Source organism: Acidovorax sp. GW821-FHT11A03 (assembly GCF_058809075.1).
On the sequence record NZ_JBXASG010000002.1, the window covers coordinates 58,706 to 84,067 of the forward strand.

Annotated in this window: 24 protein-coding genes; 8 read left to right on the forward strand and 16 right to left on the reverse strand. The window is 61.6% G+C overall.

Annotated features, from left to right (window positions below):
• Window positions 1-165: 165 nt before the first annotated feature.
• The 6 genes from AC1RVY_RS04060 to AC1RVY_RS04085 are packed head-to-tail and all read right to left on the reverse strand — an operon-like array spanning window position 166 to window position 6,760.
• Window positions 166-1,692, reverse strand: coding sequence for an Ig domain-containing protein (locus tag AC1RVY_RS04060; RefSeq protein ID WP_492805424.1), 1,527 nt, complete (start codon window positions 1,690-1,692; stop codon window positions 166-168).
• A gap of 22 nt (window positions 1,693-1,714) precedes the next feature.
• On the reverse strand, window positions 1,715-3,859 hold the full coding sequence (locus AC1RVY_RS04065; protein WP_492805425.1) for a type IV pilus secretin PilQ: 2,145 nt from the start codon (window positions 3,857-3,859) through the stop codon (window positions 1,715-1,717).
• Entirely contained in the window at window positions 3,856-4,398 is a 543-nt protein-coding gene (locus tag AC1RVY_RS04070; RefSeq protein ID WP_492805427.1) for a pilus assembly protein PilP, read from the reverse strand. The genes AC1RVY_RS04065 and AC1RVY_RS04070 overlap by 4 nt, the downstream gene beginning before the upstream one ends.
• A complete protein-coding gene (locus AC1RVY_RS04075) occupies window positions 4,395-5,072 on the reverse strand; it encodes a type IV pilus inner membrane component PilO (RefSeq protein ID WP_492805429.1) in 678 nt (225 codons plus the stop codon). The genes AC1RVY_RS04070 and AC1RVY_RS04075 overlap by 4 nt, the downstream gene beginning before the upstream one ends.
• A 3-nt stretch (window positions 5,073-5,075) precedes the next feature.
• The gene (locus tag AC1RVY_RS04080) at window positions 5,076-5,684 is read right to left on the reverse strand and encodes a PilN domain-containing protein (RefSeq protein WP_492805431.1); all 609 of its coding nucleotides are present in this window, start codon (window positions 5,682-5,684) and stop codon (window positions 5,076-5,078) included.
• A complete protein-coding gene (locus tag AC1RVY_RS04085) occupies window positions 5,681-6,760 on the reverse strand; it encodes a pilus assembly protein PilM (RefSeq protein ID WP_218293418.1) in 1,080 nt (359 codons plus the stop codon). The genes AC1RVY_RS04080 and AC1RVY_RS04085 overlap by 4 nt, the downstream gene beginning before the upstream one ends.
• A 268-nt stretch (window positions 6,761-7,028) precedes the next feature.
• On the opposite strand from AC1RVY_RS04085, the gene AC1RVY_RS04090 reads away from it, so the two are divergent.
• On the forward strand, window positions 7,029-9,422 hold the full coding sequence (locus AC1RVY_RS04090; protein WP_492805432.1) for a penicillin-binding protein 1A: 2,394 nt from the start codon (window positions 7,029-7,031) through the stop codon (window positions 9,420-9,422).
• 67 nt (window positions 9,423-9,489) lie between these two features.
• On the opposite strand, the gene cyaY is transcribed toward AC1RVY_RS04090, so the two are convergent.
• Window positions 9,490-9,819 carry an iron donor protein CyaY gene (cyaY, locus tag AC1RVY_RS04095; protein WP_218293416.1) on the reverse strand — a complete coding sequence of 110 codons (330 nt, stop codon included), beginning with the start codon at window positions 9,817-9,819 and terminating at the stop codon, window positions 9,490-9,492.
• A 12-nt stretch (window positions 9,820-9,831) separates the two neighbouring features.
• On the opposite strand from cyaY, the gene lptM reads away from it, so the two are divergent.
• Both lptM and AC1RVY_RS04105 read left to right on the forward strand, forming a co-directional pair.
• On the forward strand, window positions 9,832-10,041 hold the full coding sequence (gene lptM / locus AC1RVY_RS04100) for an LPS translocon maturation chaperone LptM (protein ID WP_218293415.1): 210 nt from the start codon (window positions 9,832-9,834) through the stop codon (window positions 10,039-10,041).
• A gap of 134 nt (window positions 10,042-10,175) precedes the next feature.
• Window positions 10,176-10,994: an oxygen-binding di-iron domain-containing protein gene (locus AC1RVY_RS04105; RefSeq protein ID WP_218293414.1), complete on the forward strand. Its 819-nt coding sequence runs from the start codon at window positions 10,176-10,178 to the stop codon at window positions 10,992-10,994.
• A 109-nt stretch (window positions 10,995-11,103) separates the two neighbouring features.
• Here AC1RVY_RS04105 and msrQ read toward each other — a convergent pair whose 3' ends face one another.
• The 5 genes from msrQ to AC1RVY_RS04130 all read right to left on the reverse strand — a co-directional run bounded on the left by msrQ (window position 11,104) and on the right by AC1RVY_RS04130 (window position 17,251).
• A complete protein-coding gene (msrQ, locus tag AC1RVY_RS04110) occupies window positions 11,104-11,754 on the reverse strand; it encodes a protein-methionine-sulfoxide reductase heme-binding subunit MsrQ (protein ID WP_218293413.1) in 651 nt (216 codons plus the stop codon).
• A gap of 64 nt (window positions 11,755-11,818) precedes the next feature.
• On the reverse strand, window positions 11,819-12,823 hold the full coding sequence (gene msrP, locus AC1RVY_RS04115; protein ID WP_492805435.1) for a protein-methionine-sulfoxide reductase catalytic subunit MsrP: 1,005 nt from the start codon (window positions 12,821-12,823) through the stop codon (window positions 11,819-11,821).
• 150 nt (window positions 12,824-12,973) lie between these two features.
• Window positions 12,974-14,320: a c-type cytochrome biogenesis protein CcsB gene (gene ccsB, locus AC1RVY_RS04120; protein WP_218293411.1), complete on the reverse strand. Its 1,347-nt coding sequence runs from the start codon at window positions 14,318-14,320 to the stop codon at window positions 12,974-12,976.
• Window positions 14,317-16,473 carry a cytochrome c biogenesis protein ResB gene (locus tag AC1RVY_RS04125; RefSeq protein ID WP_218340351.1) on the reverse strand — a complete coding sequence of 719 codons (2,157 nt, stop codon included), beginning with the start codon at window positions 16,471-16,473 and terminating at the stop codon, window positions 14,317-14,319. The genes ccsB and AC1RVY_RS04125 overlap by 4 nt, the downstream gene beginning before the upstream one ends.
• A gap of 148 nt (window positions 16,474-16,621) precedes the next feature.
• The gene (locus AC1RVY_RS04130; RefSeq protein WP_218340352.1) at window positions 16,622-17,251 is read right to left on the reverse strand and encodes a c-type cytochrome; all 630 of its coding nucleotides are present in this window, start codon (window positions 17,249-17,251) and stop codon (window positions 16,622-16,624) included.
• Window positions 17,252-17,323: 72 nt separating this feature from the next.
• Here AC1RVY_RS04130 and yihA point away from each other — a divergent pair, with 72 nt between their 5' ends.
• The gene (gene yihA, locus AC1RVY_RS04135) at window positions 17,324-18,067 is read left to right on the forward strand and encodes a ribosome biogenesis GTP-binding protein YihA/YsxC (protein WP_218293408.1); all 744 of its coding nucleotides are present in this window, start codon (window positions 17,324-17,326) and stop codon (window positions 18,065-18,067) included.
• Window positions 18,068-18,116: 49 nt separating this feature from the next.
• Complete coding sequence (locus AC1RVY_RS04140; protein WP_492805437.1) at window positions 18,117-19,022, forward strand: alpha/beta fold hydrolase; 906 nt, start codon at window positions 18,117-18,119, stop codon at window positions 19,020-19,022.
• A gap of 120 nt (window positions 19,023-19,142) precedes the next feature.
• On the opposite strand, the gene AC1RVY_RS04145 is transcribed toward AC1RVY_RS04140, so the two are convergent.
• Together AC1RVY_RS04145 and AC1RVY_RS04150 are read right to left on the reverse strand one after the other, a co-directional pair.
• A complete protein-coding gene (locus tag AC1RVY_RS04145; protein ID WP_218293406.1) occupies window positions 19,143-20,009 on the reverse strand; it encodes a lysophospholipid acyltransferase family protein in 867 nt (288 codons plus the stop codon).
• A complete protein-coding gene (locus AC1RVY_RS04150; RefSeq protein ID WP_492805439.1) occupies window positions 20,006-20,860 on the reverse strand; it encodes a lysophospholipid acyltransferase family protein in 855 nt (284 codons plus the stop codon). The genes AC1RVY_RS04145 and AC1RVY_RS04150 overlap by 4 nt, the downstream gene beginning before the upstream one ends.
• Window positions 20,861-20,992: 132 nt before the next feature.
• Here AC1RVY_RS04150 and metK point away from each other — a divergent pair, with 132 nt between their 5' ends.
• The 3 genes from metK to AC1RVY_RS04165 all read left to right on the forward strand — a co-directional run bounded on the left by metK (window position 20,993) and on the right by AC1RVY_RS04165 (window position 23,099).
• On the forward strand, window positions 20,993-22,174 hold the full coding sequence (metK, locus tag AC1RVY_RS04155) for a methionine adenosyltransferase (RefSeq protein WP_492805440.1): 1,182 nt from the start codon (window positions 20,993-20,995) through the stop codon (window positions 22,172-22,174).
• A gap of 227 nt (window positions 22,175-22,401) precedes the next feature.
• Window positions 22,402-22,587 carry a DUF1328 domain-containing protein gene (locus AC1RVY_RS04160; RefSeq protein WP_218340356.1) on the forward strand — a complete coding sequence of 62 codons (186 nt, stop codon included), beginning with the start codon at window positions 22,402-22,404 and terminating at the stop codon, window positions 22,585-22,587.
• A 59-nt stretch (window positions 22,588-22,646) separates the two neighbouring features.
• Window positions 22,647-23,099: a hemerythrin domain-containing protein gene (locus AC1RVY_RS04165; protein ID WP_218293402.1), complete on the forward strand. Its 453-nt coding sequence runs from the start codon at window positions 22,647-22,649 to the stop codon at window positions 23,097-23,099.
• Between the two features lie 84 nt (window positions 23,100-23,183).
• Here AC1RVY_RS04165 and AC1RVY_RS04170 read toward each other — a convergent pair whose 3' ends face one another.
• Together AC1RVY_RS04170 and AC1RVY_RS04175 are read right to left on the reverse strand one after the other, a co-directional pair.
• A complete protein-coding gene (locus AC1RVY_RS04170; protein ID WP_492805442.1) occupies window positions 23,184-24,428 on the reverse strand; it encodes a diguanylate cyclase in 1,245 nt (414 codons plus the stop codon).
• A gap of 192 nt (window positions 24,429-24,620) precedes the next feature.
• Window positions 24,621-25,322, reverse strand: coding sequence for an NUDIX hydrolase (locus AC1RVY_RS04175; protein ID WP_492805443.1), 702 nt, complete (start codon window positions 25,320-25,322; stop codon window positions 24,621-24,623).
• Window positions 25,323-25,362 lie beyond the last annotated feature (40 nt).

Genomic DNA, 25,362 nt, shown 5'->3' on the forward strand with positions numbered 1-25,362 from the left:
CGACTGCCAAAACCTTCATCCAGCGATGAAGCCCAGAAATCGGCGTCACCCACTGGCAAAAACTCGAATCAAAAAAATCCCCGGACACGCCGGGGATGAAGTCATAGAAATCCTAACCAATTGCCCACCACCCTCCTTCTCTATCGGAGGTGGCGGGCCAACTACTCAAGGGCACGTGTAATCTGCCGCCACACCACCAGGAGGTATTGATCCCGTCACAACGTCGACATTGAAAGTGCGAGTCACCGAGGTCGCCCCCTTCGTCGCCGTGACCAAGAATCGTTGGCTACCACAATTAGCCACCTTGGGTACGCCATTCAAAACACCAGCTGTAGGCGATGTTCCGGCAGTCAACCACGCTGGCAAGCCCGCAAAGGACCATGTCACACCCGTTGTCGACGAAACGAACGAATAAGTGAAGTTTTTCCCGACAGGTGCAGATCCCAGCGAGCAAACTGTCGTGGAGTTGCAATCGCCGATGGCAAAGTCTTCTGGCAGGCCGCCGACCACCTTGAATGTAATCGTGGCAGTTGCAGATATTTTATTCTTATCAGTGGCAGTCACCGTAACGCGGTACTCACGCTCTGCCGCATCCTGGCTTACCGTGCCGCTCAGAATACCCGTACTCGCATCCACGGTCAGCCCTGTTGGCAGGCCAGTAGCCGCCCAAGTGAAGGGTGGCAAACCGTTCTTCGCCTCCAAGTACGCCGTGAATGGTATACCCTTAGTAATAGTCCCTAAATCCTTATTATCGATCGTAGGCGCAATTGTGCGCGCCGCCATCACTTGAATCGGGAGAATACCAACCATCGGCTCCGAGATGCCATTGCTGACATTGTTATCCGCCCGATCAGCCGTCATCTCCAGGAAGATCGTCCCGGTTTCCGTGCCACTCAGCAACGAAAAGAGTGCAACCCCGCCAATCGAAGGCAACTGAAGCACACTGCCACTCTGGCTCCCCGCAACCAAACGGGCGCCTACGGCTGCGTCGGTTCCCGAGAGAATACGAACCTGCACATTCGAACCCGACGTGCTACCAGTTGGCTGGTTCGCGTCATCCATGACAAACGCCTGAATGGCCATTTGATTCAGAATACCGTTCGCATTGAACTTGGTTCCCAGAATATCATTGACTTGGGCTGCCAAACGGACGCTGGCAGGCTTGCCCGTTGCACCTCCAACGGAAATCTCCACGCTGGCTGACTTTTGCTGCTTATCCAGGGGATCTTGAACCGTACATGTGATACGGACATTTCCTGCTTGATCGCCTGCATGGAAATGAAAAGAATTACCACCAGCATTTGATCCTAGCGTGATATTTCGATAGGCATTGGGAATTTTTATTTTTCCACCGTTGCCATCATCAACTTCTTTTTCGTGTTCCGAATTACCATCCAGATAATACAGCGCCCCGGAGTCCAAACCTCCTGCAACATTACATGCGAAAATATCTTCACCACCAGGTATCGGCAAATTTCCCTTGCGAGCCTCAACATAAAGAGTTGTCGTGTAGGGTCGGTAAGCACCAAGACCAGGCAGCGTGTCAGCGATATTGATCGGCAACTGCGCCTTATCTGTACGCAACGTAATAGTGTAATGTTCCTGGGTCTCACCCGGGCTTCCACCACCTCCACCACACGCTGACAGCGCAATGGTTGTTGCGATCATGAGAGTTTTGAATATTTTTTGCATTTTCTTTCCCTATAAATTTGCATCAACGAACCGCAGTACGTTCAGTAATTACCTTGGGCGTAATAAATATGAGCATTTCTTGCTTATTTGCCTGCTTGGTTTTTGTTTTAAACAAATTTCCAACACCTGGGATGTCCCCCAGAAACGGAACTTTGGCCTCTGCATCATCTTCAAAAAGCTCAAAAATCCCGCCAATCACAACCGTTCCGCCATTTTCAACCAATACCTGGGTTTTAATATGCTTGGTATTAATTGCCCGTACATTCTGAAGAATTTCCCCCGGACTGTCTTTGTTAACATCCAGATCAAGAATGATATTTCCTTCAGGGGTTATCTGAGGCAGGACCTCTAACTTCAACACGGCTTTTTTAAAGGCTATGACGGTTCCGCCATTAGGAGCAGTCACTGGATAAGGAAATTCCGTACCCTGCTCTATCGATGCCTTGGTCTGATCTGCAGTCACAACCCGAGGACTGGAGACAATCTTGCCTTTCCCATCAGCTTCCATCGCCGATATTTCAAGGTTCAAGAATCGATTGGCCGCGGAATTGAAAATAGATATTGCAAAACTAGCTGGATCGAATCCACCTTGCGCCTGTGCGGGTAGGTTAACAAAATTGCCCAGGGTATTCGCAGTCCCGCCCGCACCAGAAGATGCGACAGCGTTGCTGTAGCTAGTGCCGAAAGCAACACTATTACCACCGCCAAGGTTGTACCCGCCTGTCCCGCCGCGATTAGCTCGCAGATCTGTCCCACCCAAGCGAACGCCCAGCGACCGCCCAAAAGTATCGGAAGCCTCAACAATTCTTGCCTCAATCATCACTTGCCGAACAGCGACATCCAGAGTCAACAGCAACTGGCGAACTTCCTCTAATTTGCTCGCCGTATCAGTCACAAACAGTTGATTGGTTCTGGGTTCAGCAATTGCACTCCCTCTCTCAGAAAGGAATCTATTTGATGTCCCTCCGGATCCCCCACCGCTACTTGACGTAGACAATTGAGTGACCATGTCCACCGCCTTCGCATAGTTCATTTGAAATGCCTGAGTCCTTAGCGGTTCCAGCTTTTGAATCGCCAGCGCGGCTTCATAGTCCTTTCTTGTCCGATCATCAATTTCATCTTTGGGAGCAATCCACAAAACCGTTCCTGATTTACGCATGCCAAGGCCCTTGGCATCCATGATGATTTGGAGCGCTTGATCCCAAGGCACATCTTTGAGGCGGAGAGTTAGTGAGCCCGAGACGGTGTCCGAGGTAACAATATTGAAATTTGTAAAATCAGCTATCACTTGCAAAAGTGAGCGAACTTCAATATTCTGGAAGTTAAGAGACAGCTTCTCCCCACTAAACCCAGGGCCTTGAGTAAGCTTGTTCAGATCCACTTTCTTTTGGCGAATCTCAATTACAAACTGGCTATCACTTTGATATGCACTGTGCTCCCAATCGCCAACGGGATCGATCGTCATCCGCACTCTTTCACCTTGCTGCACGGTCGTAATGGCTTGCACAGGCGTACCAAAATCACCTACATCCAATCGACGGCGCAGACCTTCCGGCAAAGAAGATTTCAGAAAATCGACGACCAAGCCCTTGCCCTGTTGGCGTATATCAACCCCAACCTGACTGGATGGAAGCATCACGATGACCCGTCCGGAGCCATCGCTTCCTCGCCTGAAATCCACGTCTTTTAATGTTTGAATATCATTATTTATAGGATCCGAAAACGTTAGCGCCTGAGCAGGCTGGGATGCGGAATACGCTGAAGGAGCTGTTGCCAAAGAAATCAACAACGAGTTTCCTTGGATTTCAGCTTGATAGGATGTCGATTGCTTCAAGTTAAGAACAACCCGAGACCGATCACCAGCTTGAACCACATTGACAGATTTTACATTCCCCTGACCGACTTCGATATTGTTTTTTCCGATTGCATTCGATGCACCAGGAAAATCCAACGCAATGCGCGGAGGCGTTTGAATCGCAAAGCCTGTTGGGATTTCTTTAAGAGGTTCCACAAAATCAATACGTATGATGTCCACGCCGTTTTGCACGCTCCCCGTCACAGAACGGATAACAGTATCTGCAAGAACCTCAAGAGGGGCCAGAATAGCGATTGAGAACCCAATCGCAATTCGACAGATTTTTACTATGTAAACTTTCGAGTATTTCATTTTTTGCCCTCTTGCAGATCCAGCGAAACTGCGCGCTCAATCCAGTCACCTGTAGCGTCCTGCACGATCTCTCGCAGTTGAATTGAATTTTCGGTTATTTTTGTTATTTTCCCGTAATTTTGCCCGATATAATTTCCAACTCGTACCTGATAAAGTAACTTGTCAACCTTTAAAAGTGCGGTGGGCATTCCTTTTTTATCTAGGCTACCGACCATGGCCATGACATCCAACGGATAAGCCTCGAGCGGCTCTTTTCGTCTAGCCATCTCTGGCGCGATGAGAGCGGCGTTTGAGGTAGATTGCGTAGACTCCCGGCGTAGCGCCTGCGTCAATTTCACCGCGTTAAAAGGCTCCACGCCCGAATCCATCGAATAAGCCTGAGGAATGAATTGCTTCGGTTCGATCAACGGAGTAATGCGAGGCTTGGTTGTTGCGCGCAATTCAGACATCCATTGGCGCAGCTCTTCGTCGCCCGATGATCCACAGCCGCTCAATAATAAAGAGACGAAAACCAACCCAGTCAGTTTATAAGACGTCATTTTTTATTAGCCTTTATCGCCTGCTTCTGAGCCTGAATTTCTTCGGGATCAAGATACCTGAAAGTACGCGCCGTCGCTTCCATTGTCAGGACTCCGTTACCATCCTTTGCAACAGGAGTTATTGATATATTATTAAGAGTGACAATTCGAGAAAGATGAGCGATATCTGATGCGAACGCCCCCATATCATGATACTTCCCCGTGACACGCACCTGGATTGGCAACTCGGCGTAATACTCCCTAGCGACCACCTGCCCCGGTCGAAACAGGTCGAACTGCAAGCTTCGACCAAGCCCAGCCTGATTGATATCGGACAAGAGTGCTGCCATCTCAGCCTTGCTAGGCAACTGCTTCTCAAGCTGAATCACGTATTGCTGCACCTGCTCTCTTTGTCGCTTCAACGCCTCCAAGCTCACCGCTTTAACCAATTTAGATTGATAGTCCTGACGAAGAGCTTGCTCCTTCGCCACTTCAGCAGTGAGCTCCACCTCATACTCATTGATTTTTACGAACCATAAGATAGTTGCTACAGTAGCTGCAATAAAGAGGCAAAGCAACACTCTGGGGACTACCGGCCACAATGAAGGATCTTTGGTGTCCAGGTTTCGAAATTGCTTGGAAAGGCCGTCCTGCAAAGCAACGAAATCAACATTTGCCTTTGATTTTTTTGCCATTTTTTATTTCCCGATCGCGGTGCTGGCAGCGTCTTTTGCTTTTTGCGCTTCCCCGGTGCGCATCAGCCGGAAGCGCAGATTAAAGGATGAGACCCGACGCTGATCCTTGGAGGAAAGCGCAACGTTACTTGCCACAATCTCCACCAGTTCCGGCTTCGACAACCAAGGGGTGTTATCCGTGAGATTGCGGAGCATTTCAGAAACACGCTCATTGGATTGAGCGACACCTTGCATGGCAATGACCTGTTCAGTTTGCTTGATGCTGGTCACATACGCACCCTCCGGTATCTGGCGCACAAGCTCATTGAGCAAATGAACGGGCAGATTGCGGTCAGATTGGAGATCTTCCACAGCTTTTTGCCTGGCTCGCAGAGCAGCAATCTCATCTTCAATAGTCGCGATCTCCTTGATCTGCCCTTCAAGAACTTTAATTTCGCTCTGCAAGAATGTATTTCGCTCCTGCTGAGCTGTGATCATCGTCTGAAACCACCAGTAAATCGAACCTGCAATAGCCAAACCGATGAGAAATGATGCAAACATCGTGGCCTGAAAGGCCTCTTTTCGACGTTTGCGCGCAGCTTCCCGGTGAGGAAGTAAGTTGATCAATATCACTGCAGGAACCTCCGCATGGCCAGACCGCATGAGGTCAGATACGACGGTGCTTCACGCACCATTTTTTTCAAACGAACGGAACTTCCAATTTCCATGCCGTCAAATGGATTGACGGCGCTGCATGCGAATCCGGTTTGCTGGGTCACTGCTTCTGTCAGGCCTGGCAATGGAGCAGATCCTCCGGCCAACATGATGTGATCAACGCGGTTGTGGGGTGTACTCGTGAAGAAGAACTGTAATGCCCGGCCAATTTCTTGCGCCATGCTGTCTACAAAAGGCCGAAGGACGGCAGATTGATAATCTTCAGGAAGGTCACCATTTCGCTTCTTGCTTTCGGCCTCTTCGACGGAGAACCCGTACTGGCGAACAATCAGTTGGGTAAGCTGCGCGCCACCAAATGCTTGGTCGCGGTCGTAAAGAACTTCCTCGTTGCGAATGACCTGCATGCTCGTGGTCAGGGCTCCCACTTCAAAAAGTGCGACCATGGCATCCACCCCCTTCTTCGGCAACGCCTCAATCAGGCGGCCAGCAGCCAGACGGGACGCATGGGATTCAATGTCCACCACTACCGGCTTGAGCCCGGCTGCCTCCGCCAAACCTTGCCGGTCCTGTACCTTCTCGCGGCGCGACGCTGCAATGAGGACGTCCACATCGCCAGGAGCGTTCTTGCTGGGCCCGATGACGCAGAAGTCCAGACTCACTTCGTCGAGTGAGAAGGGAATGTACTGATTGGCCTCGGACTCGACCTGAACTTCGAGTTCCTGTTCTGTCATCCCGCCTGGCAGAGTGATCTTCTTGGTGATGACAGCCGACGGCGGCAGCGCCAAGGCGACGTTCTTCGTGCGCGTGCCGCTTTTCTTGACCAGTCGGCGCAGGGCATCAGCTACCTCATCGAACTTCTCGATGTTGCCATCCGTGATCCACCCGCGCTCCAGCGGCTCGATCGCACAGCGCTCCAGCACCAGACTGCCCGCCTTATCACGCCCCAGCTCGACCAGTTTGACGCTGGAAGAACTGATGTCGATTCCCAGCAGCGGCGCAGACTGGCGACTGAACAAAGACCCCATTGAGCTCAAGATTGGTCCCCTGTAACTTGCCAAAATGAGGCAACAAAACTTAACACTTCACATGAATGCTATCAGTAAGATAGTTCTCCAGCAAAGATTTTTCCCCGCGTAACACTTGCGGAGCGTTGCCAAAAGCAGACGAATTTTTCGCGCTTTGCAAGACCGTTTGGGGAGGGTGGCGCGCCTTTTGGCGACCTGCTGATCTCACGGCGCTGCGATTTTCCGTGCTCAGGAGCAGACATTTTTATAATGGGGGGTCTTACCCCTCCGGAGCGATATGCCGCCCTCTCCATCGAAGTCCACCGACAAGCCGGACTCCTCCCCCGCTCCCCACCGTCCCACTTGGCTTCGTTGGTTCCTGCGTGCAATCCTCTGGATCGCAGGCTTGGCAACTGCAGCCGCTTTCGGGCTGGCGCTGACCATCGCCGTGGCCCTGGCCGTCGCCTACCCGAACCTGCCGGACATTTCCGACCTCGCCGACTACCGGCCCAAGCTGCCCCTGCGCGTCTATTCAGCGGAAGGTGCTTTGCTCGGCGAGTTTGGGGAAGAGCGCCGCAATCTCACCCCCATTGGAGAAATCCCCAAGGTCATGAAGGACGCAGTATTGGCCATTGAGGATGCCCGCTTCTTTCAACACGGCGGCGTTGATTACAAGGGCGTGGTTCGCGCTGGTCTCGCCAATCTGGGCCGCGTGAAAAGCCAGGGGGCATCCACTATCACCATGCAGGTTGCACGCAATGTTTACCTCTCTTCAGAGAAAACATTTACACGCAAAATTTACGAAATCTTACTGACATTCAAGCTCGAGCATTTACTGAGCAAGGATCAGATTCTTGAAATTTACATGAATCAGATTTATCTCGGCAATCGCGCTTATGGATTTGCGGCGGCCTCGGAGGCGTATTTTGGCAAGCCATTGAAAGCCGTGTCGGTGGCGGAGGCTGCCATGCTGGCCGGCCTGCCCAAGGCGCCCTCCGCGTACAACCCGATCAGCAATCCGAAACGGGCGCGCTCCAGGCAGCTGTACATCATCGAGCGCATGGAAGAGAACGGATTCATCACGGCCCAGCAGGCCACGGACGCCAAGAAGGAAGAACTCAAAATCCGGTCAGGACCGGACAACACCCGGATCCATGCGGAGTACGTCGCCGAGATGGCGCGCCAGCTGATCTTCACTCAGTATGGCAACGAGGCCTACACACGGGGATTGAATGTCTACACGACCCTCAACGCGGCAGAGCAGGAAGCTGCCTATGGGTCGCTGCGCCGGGGCATCATGGACTACGAGCGGCGACAGCAGTACCGGGGGCCGGAGAAGTTCGTGGCCTTGCCCACTGCAGCCCAGGAGGTCGAGGATGCCATTGACGACGCATTGGCCAATCACCCGGACAACGGGGATGTCCTCTCCGCCGTCGTTCTGGAAGCCTCTCCCCGCAAGATCATTGCGGCCCGGGCCAACGGCGACAACCTCGAGATCACCGGCGATGGCCTGAAGCCCGCGCAGTCGGGCCTCAGCGACAAGGCACCGCCGAACATCAAGATTCGCCGAGGTGCGGTGATCCGGGTCGTGAAGACCCCCAAGAACGCCTGGGAGATCACACAACTGCCTGAAGTCGAGGGCGCGTTCGTGGCCCTGGACCCGCGCAGCGGAGCCATCCGGGCCCTGGTGGGTGGGTTTGACTTTGACAAGAACAAGTTCAATCACGCGGCCCAGGCGTGGCGCCAGCCGGGGTCTAGCTTCAAGCCCTTCATTTATTCCGCGGCGCTGGAAAAGGGGTTCACGCCCGCTACGGTCATCAATGACGCCCCGCTGTTCTTTGACGCCGGCGTCACGGGCGGCCAGCCGTGGGAGCCCAAGAACTACGACGGAAAGTACGACGGGCCCATGAGCATGCGCACCGGCCTGGCCAAGTCCAAGAACATGATCTCGATCCGGATCCTGCAGGCCGTGGGCCCCAAGACGGCCCAGGAATGGGTGTCGCGTTTTGGCTTCGATGCGGAAAAGCACCCGGCCTACCTCACGATGGCCCTGGGCGCGGGTTCGGTCACGCCGCTGCAGATGGCGACCGCCTATTCCGTGTTCGCCAATGGCGGATACCGTGTGAACCCCTGGCTCATCGCCAAGGTCACGGACCACAAGGGCCGCGTGATCTCGGAAACAACGCCACCGGTGACCAGCGAGCAGCCCCGCGCCATCGACGCCCGCAACGCCTTCATCATGAACAGCCTCCTTCAGGAGGTGACACGGTCCGGCACCGCCGCGCGCGCGCAATCCACGCTCAAACGCCCGGACCTTTACGGAAAGACCGGCACCACCAATGATTCGGTCGACGCATGGTTCGCCGGCTACCAGCCCACCATCGCCGCCGTGACCTGGATTGGTTACGACACGCCCCGCAACCTCGGAAGCCGCGAAACCGGGGGCGGGCTCAGCCTGCCGGTATGGATCAATTTCATGGAACGCGCGCTCAAGGGTGTGCCTGTCATGGAACCCACGGTGCCGGCTGGCGTCGTCAACGTCGGCGGGGAGTGGTTCTACGAGGAGTACGCCCGCCACAGCGGCATCTCCAGTGTGGGCATTGATGACCGCTCTGCGTCACCGGCGGTGGCCCCGCACGCACCGCCCCCGGCGGAGGAGCGAAACCGCATCCTGGACCTGTTCCGCAACTGACACGGCCGGGACTATCAGAGGCCCAGCCTGGGGGGCAGCAAGCTTGAGCCAGGCTGAGGCGGTTTCCCTAGGCCGAGAACTGCAGCGGCAGGCCCGCTTGCCGGGCTGCGTCCCGGCTCAGGCAGTCAAAGAACTCTCCCGCGCCCTTGGTGTCTTGCCATGCCTGGCCATCGAAACGGTAGTGGTAGCCACCGGAGCGCGCCGCCATCCAGACCTCGTGCAGCGGCTTTTGGAGATTGATCACGATCTGGCTGCGGTTGGGGAAGGTCAGCGTCACCATGCCCCCCGAGCGCTGGGCGTCCACATCGGCCTCGGTCGCGTCGTTGATACGATCACAACTGCGCTCGACGGCCAGAAGCAGTTTTTCGGCGTGGTCCAGGAATTCAAGGTCGGTCATTACAATTTGCGCATGTTGATAGCTTCCCAAATTCTAGTCAGGACGCTTGTCCTTGCCGCCAGTACGGCGGCCCTTGCGGGCTGCGGCCAGCGAGGCCCCCTGTATCTTCCCAGCAGCCCCGCGGCTGCACAGCGCGCAACCCTTCCGCAGACCCTGACACCCAGCGTCGGCACGACCACGCCCGCCCAGGCACCGGCGGCTGCCGCGTCGCAGCCGCGTTAAGCCGCGGCGAATCGCCGGCAGGGGCCAGCGGCCCACCTGGCTGCCACTACCAATGCCGAGGTGCTTGATTTCCATCAAGGACACCTCGAAGGGTCAATCGTACAGTCCGTGCTTTATCGCACTGCAGGATGGCCATGGCCCTGGAACTCTACCGCGACAAGAATCACGCTTGTCTGATGTTCACCGACCTCATCGAGGAAGACGGCCAGGCCGTGCAGGCCAACCAGTTCCTGATCGTGGACGACGACACGGGCGCCATCATCGATCCCGGCGGCAACCTCGCTTTCAACGAGCTGTTCATGGGAATGACCAAGCATTTCCCGCCACACAAGCTGTCGTACCTGATCGCCTCGCACGCGGACCCGGACATCATTGCCTCGCTGGACCGGTGGATGACCAGCACCAAGGCAGACTTGGTGATCTCGCGCGTGTGGGAGCGTTTCGCCCCGCACTTCACCAAGGTCGGCAAGACGGAGAACCGGGTCATCGGGGTGCCCGACAGCGGCGGCCACCTGCCGCTGGGCCGCCATGAACTGGTGCTGCTGCCTGCGCATTTCATGCATTCCGAAGGCAATTTCCATTTCTACGACCCGGTCAGCCGCATCCTGTTCACGGGCGATCTGGGGGTGTCCATGATGTCCGGTGCCGAGGCACGCGTGCCGGTGACCGACCTCAAGGCGCACATCCCGCGCATGGAAGGGTTTCACCGCCGCTACATGGTCTCCAACAAGATCCTGCGGCTGTGGGTGCGCATGGCGCGGCAGCTCGATATTTCCATGCTCGTTCCGCAGCACGGCGCGCCGATCATCGGCAAGCAGGCCATCAGCGACTTCATGGACTGGATCGAGAACCTGATGTGCGGCATCGACCTGTTCGACGATCGGGCCTACCAATTGCCCACCAGCTACATCGATCCGGTGACCCGGCAGCTGCGGCCCGGGCTGGGGCGGTAGCACGGGCCGTTTGCTCGATCTTCAATAAAAACAGGGCCTGGCGCTTTACTGGTAAGGTAGATAGCTATATATTTTATAGCAATCGACCTAGCATCCCATCCGCATTGCGTTACCGGGCCCCAGCGGCCGTCCGGCGGGGAGCCGCCGCCCCCTGCGCCGCCTGCCGCTTGCGCAGCCGGTGCCACAGCCGCCAGCCGAGCAGGGCCGCGAGCACCACCGCGTAGACCGCCACCTCGCCAAAATCGTTCTTGCCCGCGCGCATCCAGAAAAAATGCAGGATGGCCAGCCCCGCCACCGCGTATACGCTGCGGTGCAGGGCCTGCCAGCGCCTTGCACCCAGCGCCTTGATGGCGCGGTTGAACGACGTGGCGGCGAGCAGCGTGAGCACCAGCAGCGCCAGGGACCCCACCAGGATGAAGGGCCGCTTGACGATGTCGCGCACGATGTCGGCCACATCAAAGCCCATGTCGAACCAGGCGTAGCTCAGCAGGTGCAGCAACCCATAGAAGAACACGAACAGCCCCAGCATGCGCCGAAAACGCGCGAGCTGGGGCGTGGAGGCCAGCACGCGCAGCGGTGTCACCGCCAGCACCAGGCACAACGCGCGCAGCGTCCAGTCGCCCGTGGCGCGGATCAGGGCTTCGGCAGGGTTGGCCCCCAGTTCGTTGGCGGCCGCGGCATACACCAGCCAGGCCAGCGGAAGCAGGCACAGCACGAACACCACGGGCTTGGCGGCAGGATGGAGCAGCAGTTTTCGCATGGGGGAAGGGCCAGGCCGGGCTTTCGCCACCGGACGTGACGGCGGAGCCGGGCGGACGCGGCGGTCAGTAGAACTTCTTGAGGTCCATGCCCGCGTACAGCTGCCCCACCTGGGATTCGTAGCCGTTGAACATCAGCGTCTTGCGCTTCTTGGCAAAGAGGCCGTCTTCGCCAATGCGCCGTTCGGTGGCCTGGCTCCATCGGGGGTGGTCCACCTCGGGGTTCACGTTGGAGTAGAAGCCGTACTCCTGCTTGGCCGCCTTGTTCCACGCCGTGCCTGGCTCCTTCTCGACAAAACGGATCTTGACGATGCTCTTGGCACTCTTGAATCCATATTTCCAGGGCACCACCAGGCGCACCGGCGCGCCATTCTGATTGGGCAGCACTTCGCCGTACATGCCGAACGCCAGCAGCGTCAGCGGGTGCATGGCCTCGTCCAGGCGCAAGCCCTCCACATAGGGCCAGTCAAGCACGCGCGAGCCGACAAACGGCATGGTGGCCTTGTCGGCCAGCGTCACGAACTCCACATACTTGGCGCTGCCTTGCGGCTCCACCCGCTTGATCAGTTCGGACAGCGAATAGCCCACCCATGGAATCACCATCGACCAGCCCTCCACGCAGCGCAGCCGGTAGATGCGCTCTTCCTGAGCACTGAGCTTGAGCAGGTCTTCCATGCCGTACTTGCCAGGCTTCTTCACCAGCCCTTCGACTTCCACGGTCCATGGCGTGGTCTTCAGGGTGTGAGCGTTGCGGGCGGGGTCGGCCTTGTCGGTGCCGAACTCATAGAAGTTGTTGTAGGTGCTCGCGTCCTTGTAGTCGGTGAGCTTTTCCATCGAGATGGCGCCCGGCACGGTGGACTTCGCACTGGCCAGCGCCGCCAGCTTGCCAGGACGCGCGACAGTTCCCTGCTGTGCCAGCGCCTCGCGCCCGGCCCAGGCGGCCAGTGCCGCGCCCGCCGCCCCGCCGGCCATCAGCCGGAGCATCCTGCGCCGCTCCTCGTACACCGAGCGGGGCGTGATCTCGGAGGAATGCGGGTGGTTGAAACCCGGTTCGCGGGATGGAATCAGCATGGGTGTCTCCGGTGGTTCTCGGTTGAAACGGACTCTGCGATAGAGCGGAACAACTGCTAGTTCGTTCCCTGGGCCGTTCAGGTTACACCGAAGACACAATAGTTGCAGGCGCCTCTCTTGCCTGGGAGGCGCGTGCGGGCAACCGCGGGCCTACAGCGTGCCGTAGCTGTGCAGCCCGCTCAGGAACATGTTCACGCCCAGGAATGCGAACGTGGTCACCGCCAGGCCGACCAGCGCCCACCAGGCCGAGACGGTACCCCGCAGGCCCTTCATGAGGCGCATGTGCAGCCAGGCCGCGTAATTGAGCCAGACGATCAGCGCCCAAGTCTCTTTCGGGTCCCAGCTCCAGTAGCCGCCCCAGGCCTCGGCCGCCCACAGCGCCCCCAGCACGGTGGCGATGGTGAAGAACGCAAAGCCCACGGCGATGGACTTGTACATCACGTCGTCCAGGATCTCGAACGACGGCAGGCGCGCCGCGATGCGCTTGCGGCCGAAGAGGATGCCCGCCACGATGAATGCCGAGATGCCGAAGTACACCATCCAGTAGCTGCCGCCGTTCTCGGTGGCGCCCTGGCGGAACACGATGGGCTCGAAGCACAGCACCACGCCCAGCAGCCACAGGGGGGCCAGCTTGTACCAGCGGGTTTCGGTGGCCTGCTGCTTGATGAGGTAGGCGAACGCCACCATGGCAGCCAGCGCGAACGTGCCGTATCCGATGAAGTTGGCGGGCACGTGCAGCTTCATCCACCAGCTCTTGAGCGCGGGCACCAGGGGCTGGATCTCATGCGCCTCGCGCACCACGGTGTACCAGAGCAGAAAGCCGACCGCCGCGCTCACCACCAGCATCACGAAGCCGCCCAGCGCGCGGGTGTCGTACTGCTGCTCGTAGTACAGGTAGAACGCCGCCGTCATCCAGCAGAACAGCACGAACACTTCATACAGGTTGCTCACCGGGATGTGGCCGATGTCCGGGCCGATGAGGTAGCTCTCGTACCAGCGCACCAGCGTGCCGATGAGCGCCATGGCCACGGCCACCCAGGCGATGCGCGAGCCGAGCATGCCCATGGTCCTGCCTTCGCCGCGCGAGAACATGCCGATCCAGTAGAACGCGGTGCTGATGAAGAACAGCATGCTCATCCAGAGGATGGCGGACTGGCTCGACAGGAAGTACTTGAGGCCGAACACCGTGTCCGCGCGCGCCAGGCTGCCCGCGCCGTCCTGCTGGTACAGGCCGATGGCAAAAAGCGCCACCGCCGTCACCACCAGCATCAGCACGCGCAGCGGCCGCCAGAACCAGCCCAGCCAGATGGTGCAGGGAATGGCACCCAGCAGGATGCCTTTTTCGTACACATCCATGTAGCTGCCGTAGCGCTGCAGCGCATAGAGGCCGCCCACCGCCACGATGGCCGCGAACAGCCAGTCGAACCAGTTGCGGCGGGCGAAGAACCCCTCATTCAGGGTGATCGCGGTGTTCGTGTTGCCGGTGGCGGTGTTCATGCGGTGCCTTCCGGGGCCTTGCCGGCCCCGATCAGTTTCTGTGCGAGCTGTACAAACTCCTGGTCCCCGTCCATGGTCTTGCGGTTCGTGGACAGCGCCATGGTGGCGTGGCTGCCGCCGCCCTGCGGCGCCACCCAGACCCAGACGCGGCGCTCGCGCACGTACAGCATGGCAAAAACACCGAGGATCAGCAAGGCGCAACCCAGATAGACAATGTTCTTGCCAGGGGCTCGGGCCACCTGGAACACGCTGGCCTGCACCTGGGTGAAGTCCTTGAGCTCGAACGCCAGTGGCGCGGGGTAGATCTGCGCGTCGCTGAGCGACAGCACGGCCTGGGTCATGAAGCCCCGTGTCTGCTCATCCTGCGGCAGGCGCGGCAGGCCCGCGTTCTGGCGCGACAGCTGGGCCACCTCAAACAGCGTGCCATTGAGAATGCGCACCAGCACTTCGCCGGCGCGCGCGCGCTCGGCCTCCGGCACATTCGCCTCCATGAAGTCCGACACCGCCTGCAGGCCACCGGTGGGCTTGCCGTCCACCATGCCGCGTCCGGCGAACAACGCCAGCGCCCGCGATGCGGACTGCTGCAGCTGCTCGGCCAGATCCGTGCGCGAGGCATCGATGGCCTGCGCCACATAGCGGCGCACCGCCTGTTCGCGCGCCACCGGGTCGGCCAGCGTGGCCTTCAGGCGCATGAAGCCGTCCATGCCACCCTTGTCATCGGCCGGCACGCGAAGGTATCGGAACGGTTCCGCCGGGCTCTCGCGCACCCCCAGCAGGAACACCGGCACGCCGTCCCCCGTGTCCACGGGCAGCATGTAGTTGTGGAACTCGCGGGCCTGGCCCGCCGCGTCCCGCAGCTTGTAGCTCACGCTGGGGCCCACGTTGCGCAGCTCCTTCTTGGTCACGGTCTTGTTGGCCGCGCCCAAGCGGGACTCCACCGACTCGCGCAGGTCCACCTTGCGCACATCGACACCGGTGCCGCCCGGGCCTGCCCCGCCGAAGTTCTCGACATTGATGGTGCGCAGCGCCGTGAATTCCAGCGTCAGCGTCTCGCTGCCAGTGCCGCCGCCGTTGTTGGTCAGCTGGGTGGAATTGCCCACCACGCCCTCGACATCAAAGGCCTTGGCGCCTGCCACCATGGGCACGGCCCGCAGCTTCAGGTGCGAACCACCGTCGTCGAAGCTCGACTGGTAGATCTCGATGCCGCGGTAGCTGGCCGGGTGGTTCACCTCCACGCGCGCCGGGGTCTTCTCGCCCGTGGCCTTGTCATGGATGACGATCTCGCTGGCAAACAGCTTGGGCATGCCGGTGGAGTAGTGCTCGACGATGAATTTCTTGAGCTCGATGGCGAACGGCAGGTCCTGCAGCAGCACGCCGTCGGACTGGTTCAGGATCGCCGTGCTCGACTGCGTGCCCTCCGCCACGAGCAGGTTGCCGCGGAAGGTCGGGTTGCGCTCCGACAGGCGGTGCTCGGGCTTCACATCGGCGATCAGCCCGCCGCCCTGGTACGGGGTCTTGCCGCCCAGCAGCATCTGGGCGCGCACGATGAGGTCACCGTCCAGCAGGCCACCCACGCACACCAGCACGATGGCGCTGTGCGCCGCGATGTAGCCCAGCTTGTTGGCAGCCCCCGCCTTGGCGGCCACCATCCAGCCGGTACCGGGGCCGGCGGCCGTGTCGCGCTGCTGCAGGCGCACTTTCCAGCCGCCGCCCGCCAGCATCGTGCCGATGCGGCGCGCCTCGGCCTCGGCGGACCCGCTCAGCCCTGCCTCGGCCTTGTGGTGGAAGGCCTTGAGGCTTTGCTCCCGGATGTTTTCCTTGTAGACCTTCAGGTCGATGAGGATCTTGGGCGTGTTGCGGGCAATGCACAGCGAGGTGCTGACCACCAGGAACGCCAGGATGAGGAGGAACCACCAGGCGCTGTAGACCGCGTTGAGCTGGATGGCGCCGAACAGCTCGGCCCAGAACGGCCCGAACTGGTTGACATAGTTGACCGCCGGCTCATGCTGCTTGAGCACCGTGCCGATCACGGAGGCGATGCAGATCACCGTCAGCAGCGAGATGGCGAACCGCATCGAGGACAGCAGTTCGATCCCTGCGCGCAAGGCCTGGGAACCAGACTGGATGCGAAGGCCTTGGGTGTTGTCGGACATGGATGGAAACGTGGGCTTCGGGGCGCGAAAGAAAGAAAAAGGGCGGGACCATCTGTGCGATGGGCCCGCCCGTTTTGGGATTGTTATTGGCGGTAGGTTCCGTGCGGCCCGGTCTTTCGGGCCACAAGATTGACGAAAATCAAATCGCTCAGCGCAGGCCGGCGATGTAGTCGGCCACGGCCTTGATTTCCTTGTCGTTGAGCTTGGCCGCCACTTGCGTCATCTGGATGCTGTTGGCGCGCGAGCCGTCGCGGAAGGTGTTGAGCTGTGCCACGGTGTAGTCTGCGTGCTGGCCCGACAGGCGGGGGTACTGCGCGGGGATGCCGGCACCGTTGGGGCTGTGGCAGCCCGCGCAGGCAGCGATCTGGCGGTCGGCGATACCGCCACGGTAGATGCGCTCGCCCAGGGCGACGAGGTCCTTGTCCTTCGCGAAGCCGGCCTTCGCGGGCTTGGCGGTCACCCAGTACGCGATGTTCCGCATGTCGTCATCCGACAGGGCACTGGCGAAACCCTTCATGACGGCGTTGTTGCGCTTGCCGGACTTGAATTCCTGCAGCTGCTTGACCAGGTATTCGGGGTGCTGCTGCGACAGCTTGGGGTTGGCCGCGATGGCCGAGTTGCCATCGGCGCCGTGGCAGGCGGCGCACACCGCGGTGTAGCTGGCCTCGCCCTTGACGAGATCCGGCTTGGCCGCTTTGGGGGCATCGCCCGCCGCAAAGGCCGAAATAACAGGTGCTGCCAGTGCGGCAGCCGTCAGCAAGGAGGCGAGCAACTTCATATCGAGGGTCTGTGTTTATGTGCGCAAAACCTCGCGATTCTACAATGAGGCTCCCTCGCATCCCAATTCCCCATGACGACATCTCCTACCGCGCCAGTTGCTGGCTCCCTTCCGCCCGCACCTGACGCCAAGACCGCCATGGGCTGGATGCACACGGCCAAGTTCCTGACCACGGCCGCGCAGCTGCACCACCTGCCGCCCATCGACGTGCCCGAAATCGCCTTCGTGGGCCGCTCCAATGCGGGCAAATCCACCTGCATCAACACGCTCACCCAGCAAAAGCAGCTCGCGTTCGCGTCCAAGAAACCCGGGCGCACCCAGCACATCAACCTGTTTTCCCTGGGCAAGCAGGGCGTGATGGATGCGGTGCTGGCCGACCTGCCCGGTTACGGCTACGCTGCCGTGTCGCGCTCGGACAAGGTGCGCTGGCAGCAGGTGATGGTGAACTACCTGGTCAGCCGCCCCGGGCTCACGGGCATCGTGCTGCTGTGCGACCCGCGCCTGGGCCTGACCGAGCTGGACGAGGCCCTGCTCGAAGTGGTGCGTCCGCGCGTCGAAGAGGGCCTCAAGTTCCTCATCGTGCTGACCAAGGCCGACAAGCTCACCCGCGCCGAGCAGGCCAAGGTGCTGTCGATTACGCGACTGAACGCGGGCGGTGGAGAGGTGAAGATGTTCTCGGCCCTCAAGAAACAAGGCGTGGACGAGGTGGCGCAGCTGCTGTGGCAATGGGCACACCCGGTACAGCCGGCCGCCCCTGCAGCAGCGCCCGACGGCACCGCCGCACCGGAAGCCCCTGAGGATTCTCAGCAAAATTAGGCACGGCGCTTGTCTGTCATGCGCTGCTAGCTATTCAATTCATAGCATCATGATCCAGACCCGCTCCGTCACCCTGCCCCACGGCATCACCCTGCACTGCCGCGTGACCGGCGTGGCCGGCCGTCCGGTGCTGCTGCTGCTGCACGGTTTCCCGGAAGGCGCCTTCATCTGGGACGAACTGCTGCTGCACTTCGCTCGGCCCGAAAACGGCGGCTACCGCTGCATCGCACCCTACCTGCGCGGCTTCGGGCCCTCCAGCAGCCCGGCCGAGGCCGAGGCCTACCGCGCCAAACACCTGGTGCAGGACCTCGCGGCCCTGATCGCGGCCGAGTCCCCGGGCGGCCCGCTCGAATGCCTGGTGGCGCACGACTGGGGCGGGGCCGTGGCCTGGAACCTGGCCAACCAGCAGCCGGGGCTGATGAAGCGCCTGGCCATCATCAATTCGCCCCACCCGGGCACGTTCCTGCGCGAGCTGCAGCACAGCCCCGCGCAGCAGGCCGCCAGCCAGTACATGCACTTTCTCTGCCGCCCGGACGCCGAGGCGCTGCTGGCCGAGAACGATTTTCGCCGCCTGTTCGGCTTTTTCGACGCACCGGACGGCCGCGCCCCCGCCTGGCTCACCGAGAGCGTGCGCGCCCAGTACCGCGCCCTGTGGCAGCAGGGCCTGACCGGTGCCTGCAACTACTACCGCGCCAGCCCCCTGCGCCCACCCCGCGAGGGCGACGACAGCGTGCAGGCGATCACCCTGCCGGACAGCATGCTCACCGTGGCCGTGCCGACCCTGGTGCTCTGGGCGATGGACGACCCGGCCCTGCTGCCCGGGCTGCTCGACGGCCTGCCGGGCTGGATTCCCCAACTGCAGCTGCACCCCGTGGAGCAGGCCTCTCACTGGGTCGTGCACGAACACCCCGAGCGCGTGGCGATGGAGCTGCGGCACTTTTTGCAGCAAAAATGATAGCTGTCAGCGCTTGAAGCGTAAGCGCTGCAGCCTGTTTGAACCCAGTGACAACGGGTGCCCCGCCTGTCCGCGCCCGCGAGCGGCCAGCCAGCAGGAGCCGGCTGCGCCTGGCTTCATTCAGTACACCGAGCCTTCGCCCTCGGGCCGCGTCTTGAAGCGCTTGTGCACCCAGTAGTACTGGCCGGGCGACACATCGATGTAGCGCTGCAGATTGGCGTTCATGAGGGCGGTGTCCGCCTGCACGTCGTCGGTGGGGTAGCCGGGCCAGGCAGGCGAGATCTCGGCCACATAGCCCGTGGGCGTGAGGCGTGTGACCATCGCGATCACCTTGGCCCGCCCCAGCCGCGCAAAGCGCGACAGCGACGGCACGGTGGCGGCCTGCATGCCGTAGAACGGCACGAACAGCGAGTCGTTGCGGCCGAAGTCCATGTCGGGCAACAGGTACAGCAGGCCACCCTTGCGCAGATTGGCGATGATGGGCTTGACCCCGTCGTTGCGGTTGAGCATGCGCACGTCGCCAAAGCGCTGGCGCCCCTCGCGGAACCAGGCATCCACGGCCGGGTCCGGGTGGGTGGAGAAGATCGACGTGAACGCGCGCGACGTGTGCAGCGTGAGCGCCGAGCCGCCCGCATCCATGCCGTAGAAATGCGGCGCGAAAATGATGGTGGGCGTGTCGCCCTCCAGCTCGTTGAGCGCTCCCCGCAGCTTCACGCGCTCGAGCACCACATCCCGGGGCGCGAACCACAGCCAGCTGCGGTCCAGCCACGACTGGCAGAACACCACGAAAGTTTCCTGCGCCCAGGCACGGCGCTGCTGCTCGCTGGCATCGGGATAACACAGCGCCAGATTGCGCAGCGCCACACGCCGGCGCGGCCCGGCCAGCACGAACAGGATGCGGCCGATCAGCCAGCCCATGCCGCGCAGCACCGGCAGCGGCAGGCGCGCCAGCACGCGCATGAACCAGACCCCCAGGCGGCCCGTCATGCGGCCACCTCGGGCGCCGCGGCGGACTCAGCGCGCGGCTGCTTGTAGCGGGCGTAGCCCCACAGGTACTGTTCGGGGCATTGGCGGATGAGGTGTTCCATGGCCTGGTTGATCTGCAGGACGGCGACGTCGATCTGGTCGGACAGCGGCTGTGCCAGCGGCTCGAAGTGGGTGACGAAACCCCGGCCCCAGGGCAGGCGCTCGCAGCGCGCCAGCACCACGGCCGCGCCCGTCTGCTGGGCCAGGCGCACGGCCAGGGTCATGGTGTAGGCGTCCCGGCCAAAGAAAGGCGACCAGTGGCCCTGCCCTTCGGGCGGCACCTGGTCAGGCAGCAGGCCCACGGCCTCGCCCCGGCGCAGGGCCTTGATCATCTGGCGCACCCCCGCGAGCGTGGTAGGCACGGCGAGCATGCCGGGCCGGTTGCGCGCGGTTTCCATCACCTTGGCCAGCCAGGCCTGGCGCGCGGGGCGGTACAGCACGGTGATGGGCCCGCGCTCGGCGCTCCAGCGCCGGGCCGCGGCCTGGGCCGACAGCTCGAAGCACCCCTGGTGGGGCGTGAGGTACACGATGCCGCGCCCGGCCGCGTAGGCCGCCTCGACGCAGGCCTCGCCCTCCAGCCGGCAGGGCATGGGCGCGCCCAGCCACAGGCGGGGCAGCTCGGTCACCATCCGCCCCGCATGGGCCACGGCCGCGCGCACGGCCCCGAACGGATAGCCCGCCAGCGCCACATTGGCCAGGAAGCGGCGCCGGTAGGTGGGCGAGGCGGCGAACGCCACCCAGCCCATGGCCGCGCCCATGATGTGCAGCAACCACAGCGGAAATACGGAAAAGAATCGGAAGACGACTGGCATTAAAATGGATGGGTCGCTGAGTTAAATGAGCAACTTGCAGGGCGACGTTAAATAATTCTGCTAAAGCGTTCGCCAAAGCTCCTTCGGGGTGAGGGCAACGCCCCAAATGCCGGAACACAGGAGTTTATTCAAATGGCGAACGACTTTCTCTTTACCTCGGAATCCGTCTCCGAAGGCCACCCCGACAAGGTGGCCGACCAGATCTCGGACGCGATTCTCGATGCGATCTTCAAGCAGGACCCCCGCTCGCGTGTCGCCGCCGAAACGCTGACCAACACCGGCCTCGTGGTGCTGGCCGGCGAGATCACCACCAACGCCCACGTGGACTACATCCAGGTGGCGCGCGACACCATCAGGCGCATCGGCTACGACAACACCGACTACGGCATCGACTACAAGGGCTGCGCCGTGCTCGTGGCCTATGACAAGCAGTCCAACGACATCGCCCAGGGCGTGGACCACGCGTCCGACGACCACCTGAACACCGGCGCCGGCGACCAGGGCCTGATGTTCGGCTACGCCTGCGACGAGACGCCCGAGCTGATGCCCGCGCCCATCTACTACGCCCACCGCCTGGTGGAGCGCCAGGCCCAGCTGCGCAAGGACGGCCGCCTGCCCTTCCTGCGCCCCGACGCCAAGTCGCAAGTGACGATGCGCTATGTGGACGGCAAGCCCCACAGCATCGACACCGTGGTGCTCTCCACCCAGCACCACCCCGACCAGAGCGAAACCCAGACCAAGATGAAGGCCTCGTTCACCGAAGCCATCATCGAAGAGATCATCAAGCCCGTGCTGCCCAAGGAATGGCTGCAGGACACCCGCTACCTGATCAACCCCACGGGCCGCTTCGTCATCGGCGGCCCGCAAGGCGACTGCGGCCTCACAGGCCGCAAGATCATCGTGGACACCTACGGCGGCGCCTGCCCCCACGGCGGCGGTGCATTCAGCGGCAAGGATCCCACGAAGGTGGACCGCTCGGCCGCCTATGCCGCCCGCTACGTGGCCAAGAACATCGTGGCTGCCGGCCTGGCGCGCCAGTGCCAGATCCAGGTGGCCTACGCCATTGGCGTGGCCGAGCCGATGAACATCACCGTCTACACCGAAGGCACCGGCGTGGTGTCGGACGAGCGTCTGGCAGCGCTGGTGCGTGAGCATTTTGACCTGCGCCCCAAGGGCATCATCCAGATGCTGGACCTGCTGCGCCCGATCTACGAAAAGACGGCGGCCTACGGCCACTTCGGCCGCGAAGAGCCCGAATTCAGCTGGGAAAAGACGGACAAGGCGGCGGCACTGCGTGCAGCAGCAGGGCTGTAAAACCCGCCGCGCGAATCACGCGCCGTAAGCCCTCCCCGGCCCCAAGCCGCAACGCCCAGGCGTTGCGGCTTTTTTTCGCGCTGCGTCTGGCAGCCGCGCCCAGGGGCCCTCTCCTACAGCGGCAACCCGCCCGGGCTGACGGCCGCGCACCCGCCCCACCGGTATCGTTCCTGCACACCCTCACGCAGCCCCGGGCTGCTCTTCAACCCCCGCAAGGAGCGACCATCATGCTGAAGTACGCCATCATTTTTGCCCTGATTTCCCTGGTTGCAGGCGCGCTGGGCTTCACCGGTGTGGCTGCCGGCGCCGCTGGCATTGCCAAAGTGCTGTTCGTGATCTTCCTGATCATCGCCGTGGTGTTCGTGGTCCTCGCCGCCGTGGGCGTGGGCGCCGCGCGCAAGGCGCTGAAGTAGCCGCCACGGCTTGGTTGCACCCCCACGATCCACGCACAAGAAAAGAAATCAGGAATCCCATGGCCCTCAACATCTTTGAAGCGCTGCGCGAAAGCCACGAACGGCAGCGCGCGCTGTGCAAGCAGCTGGTCGATACCAGCGGCGACACGCCCGAGCGGCACGACCTGTTCGAGCAGCTCAAGACAGAACTGCTGGCGCACGAGCTGGCCGAGGAGCGGCATTTCTACATTCCGCTGATGGCGCACGATGCGGGCGTTGATCTATCCCGCCACGCGATCTCCGAACACCACCAGCTCGATGAACTGGTGGAATCGCTGGAGGATGCCGACCCCGCAACGCCCGCCTGGCTGCCGCTGGCCAAAAAACTGGCCGAGAAGGTCGAGCACCACCTGGAAGAAGAGGAACACAAATTCTTCCAGATGGCCGGCAAGCTGCTGACCGAAAAGCAGAAGATGCAGCTGGCCAAGGAATACCTGGCGACCTACGAAGAAGCAAAGACGACGACTGCCTGAGCGGCGACGGCACCCTTCTCACCCCATGTGAAGACAGTGCGTGAATTGCGCGTCGCGCCCCCGCGGGGGAACGTGATCAGCGCCTCAGGCCACCGCTTCCTCGGCCTGCACCACGCAGTTGCGGCCCCGGGACTTGGCCACATACAGGGCGGTGTCCGCGCGCTTGATGAGGGCATGGGCGTCTTCGTGGTGGTCCCAGGTCGCCACGCCAAAACTCGCGCTCACATGGCCCACCGAATCGAAGGGCGCGCCGGCGATGCGGGCACGCACGGCCTCGGCCATGGCCATGGCGGCGTCCACCGGGGTTTCCTTGAGCAGGATGATGAACTCCTCCCCGCCGAAACGCGCCGCGCAGTCGGACGAGCGCAGCAGTTCGCGCACGCGCAGTGCCGTGCTCTTGAGCACCACGTCGCCCGAATCGTGCCCGAAGGTGTCGTTGATGCGCTTGAAGAAGTCGATGTCGAACATCACCACAGACAGGTGGCTCTTCTTGATGCGGGTGTCGGCCATCTCGGTCTCCAGCCGTTCGAAGAAGCGGCGGCGGTTGACCAGATCAGTCAGGAAGTCCTTGGTGGCCAGGTCCTCGAGCTTGCGGTTCAGGCGCGCCATGGGCTCGATCACCAGCGAGGACAGCGACAGGTTCAGCACCACGAACAGCAGCACGAAGCTGCCCACCAGCGCGCCCATCACGGTATAGAAGGTCTGGCGCGCCTTCTCCAGCGGGAAGTACATCGGCACCTTCACCACCTGGATGCCCACCGTTTCGTTCATGCCCCAGCCAAAGCCGTTCTTGTCGCCGTACACCTTGAGCATGGTGGGGGGCGCCACGGCCGGTGTGCTGTGGCAGGTCATGCACTGGGCCTGCTTGATGGTGATGGGGCGGGCCACGTACAGGGCGCGGTGCATGCCCTCGCCCACCTCGCCGGAAACCTCCTTCTTGAGGTCCGCGCGGCCTTCGCGGAAGTCGCCGATGATGCGCTCCTCCCATTCCGTGGCGCGGTCGCGCAGATTGGTGGGATTGAGCACCGCCTCCTTGTACTCATACCCGGGAAAGCGGCTCTGCAGGCGGCGCAGGGTCTCCGTGGCGGCATAGGCTGGCACCGTCTGGGGGAGGAATTTTTCCGCCAGCGTCACGTCCAGATGCGGCTTGACGAGCTCGGTGGTGTAGTCGCGGATCGCCATGGCCGCATGCATCATGATCTGCGAGTTGTGCTGCACCTCCTCGATCGCCGACTGCTGCAGGAAGCGGTGCACGTACAGCCCCGCCCCCACCACCGCCAGCAGCAGCACACCCGCCAGCACCAGATTGAATTTCAGCCGCAAAGACATGGATGACCCTCAGGCGCCAGCGTCGGGCCGGCTTGTTGTTGTTGGCGGTGCGTTGGCGGCCCTCCCGGGCCGCCGGCGCGCACCCACCCTTCGTGGGACACAAAGTTTGCGTTTGTGCCAGATTTCCCCGGCGCGGTCCAACTTTTTCGTTCGTTCGTTCGTTCGTGCGTGCGCGCCGCCGCCGCCAGGGCGCTACAGCCCCCGTGCGCTCAGCGACAGGCTGCGCCGGTAGGCGGGACGCACCCGGTACAGCTGCGCGGGCCGGTGGGCGCCGCCGGTCTGCAGGGCACCGGGCAGTGCCTCCAGCATCGCGAGCTCGTCCATCTTGCGGCGAAAGCTCACCTTGTTGATCGCCTCGCCCAGCACGGCTTCGTAGACCGCCTGCAGCTGCGGCAGCGTGAAGGGCTCGGCGCACAGGTGCACGGGCATGGACGAATACTGGCTCTTGCTGCGCACGCGCAACACGGCGGCGTCGACGATCTGGCGGTGGTCGAACGGCAACGGCGGCAGGCCGCCGTCCACGGCCACCAGGTGCACACGGCCCTCCGCCTGGGCCAGCGTCCCGGGCGGGACCAGCGCACAATACGCCACCGCCAGGGACCAGCCCCGCGGGTCCCGCACCGCGCCCGAGAAGGTGGCCAGCTGCTCCAGATAGGGACTCTCCAGGCCCGCCTTGGCACGCAGCACGCGGGCGGCGGCGGCCTGGGCGTCCACATCGTCCTGAGCGTGGATGTAACCGCCCGGAAGCGCCAGCGCCTGGGCGAACGGCGCGTGCTCCCGGCGCACCAGGGCCACCTTCAGCACCCCCTCTTCCAGAGTCAGCAGCACCACATCCACGGTGCAGATCACGGCACAGGCGCTGTCGTCGTTCATGGGGGAAGGCACATGGTTCATTGCAGAGATATACGAACGAGGCTACCACCGGGCGGCGCAA

Coding starts and splice junctions, on each gene's coding strand:
- cyaY (WP_218293416.1), bottom strand. CDS start 9,819: ATGACCGACCTTGAATTCCTGGACCACGCCGAAAAACTGCTTCTGGCC.
- AC1RVY_RS04060 (WP_492805424.1), bottom strand. CDS start 1,692: ATGCAAAAAATATTCAAAACTCTCATGATCGCAACAACCATTGCGCTG.
- lptM (WP_218293415.1), top strand. CDS start 9,832: ATGTTGATAGCTTCCCAAATTCTAGTCAGGACGCTTGTCCTTGCCGCC.
- AC1RVY_RS04075 (WP_492805429.1), bottom strand. CDS start 5,072: ATGGCAAAAAAATCAAAGGCAAATGTTGATTTCGTTGCTTTGCAGGAC.
- msrP (WP_492805435.1), bottom strand. CDS start 12,823: ATGCTGATTCCATCCCGCGAACCGGGTTTCAACCACCCGCATTCCTCC.
- AC1RVY_RS04140 (WP_492805437.1), top strand. CDS start 18,117: ATGATCCAGACCCGCTCCGTCACCCTGCCCCACGGCATCACCCTGCAC.
- AC1RVY_RS04160 (WP_218340356.1), top strand. CDS start 22,402: ATGCTGAAGTACGCCATCATTTTTGCCCTGATTTCCCTGGTTGCAGGC.
- AC1RVY_RS04065 (WP_492805425.1), bottom strand. CDS start 3,859: ATGAAATACTCGAAAGTTTACATAGTAAAAATCTGTCGAATTGCGATT.
- AC1RVY_RS04125 (WP_218340351.1), bottom strand. CDS start 16,473: ATGTCCGACAACACCCAAGGCCTTCGCATCCAGTCTGGTTCCCAGGCC.
- yihA (WP_218293408.1), top strand. CDS start 17,324: ATGACGACATCTCCTACCGCGCCAGTTGCTGGCTCCCTTCCGCCCGCA.
- AC1RVY_RS04070 (WP_492805427.1), bottom strand. CDS start 4,398: ATGACGTCTTATAAACTGACTGGGTTGGTTTTCGTCTCTTTATTATTG.
- AC1RVY_RS04130 (WP_218340352.1), bottom strand. CDS start 17,251: ATGAAGTTGCTCGCCTCCTTGCTGACGGCTGCCGCACTGGCAGCACCT.
- ccsB (WP_218293411.1), bottom strand. CDS start 14,320: ATGAACACCGCCACCGGCAACACGAACACCGCGATCACCCTGAATGAG.
- msrQ (WP_218293413.1), bottom strand. CDS start 11,754: ATGCGAAAACTGCTGCTCCATCCTGCCGCCAAGCCCGTGGTGTTCGTG.
- metK (WP_492805440.1), top strand. CDS start 20,993: ATGGCGAACGACTTTCTCTTTACCTCGGAATCCGTCTCCGAAGGCCAC.
- AC1RVY_RS04170 (WP_492805442.1), bottom strand. CDS start 24,428: ATGTCTTTGCGGCTGAAATTCAATCTGGTGCTGGCGGGTGTGCTGCTG.
- AC1RVY_RS04165 (WP_218293402.1), top strand. CDS start 22,647: ATGGCCCTCAACATCTTTGAAGCGCTGCGCGAAAGCCACGAACGGCAG.
- AC1RVY_RS04090 (WP_492805432.1), top strand. CDS start 7,029: ATGCCGCCCTCTCCATCGAAGTCCACCGACAAGCCGGACTCCTCCCCC.
- AC1RVY_RS04105 (WP_218293414.1), top strand. CDS start 10,176: ATGGCCCTGGAACTCTACCGCGACAAGAATCACGCTTGTCTGATGTTC.
- AC1RVY_RS04150 (WP_492805439.1), bottom strand. CDS start 20,860: ATGCCAGTCGTCTTCCGATTCTTTTCCGTATTTCCGCTGTGGTTGCTG.
- AC1RVY_RS04145 (WP_218293406.1), bottom strand. CDS start 20,009: ATGACGGGCCGCCTGGGGGTCTGGTTCATGCGCGTGCTGGCGCGCCTG.
- AC1RVY_RS04175 (WP_492805443.1), bottom strand. CDS start 25,322: ATGAACCATGTGCCTTCCCCCATGAACGACGACAGCGCCTGTGCCGTG.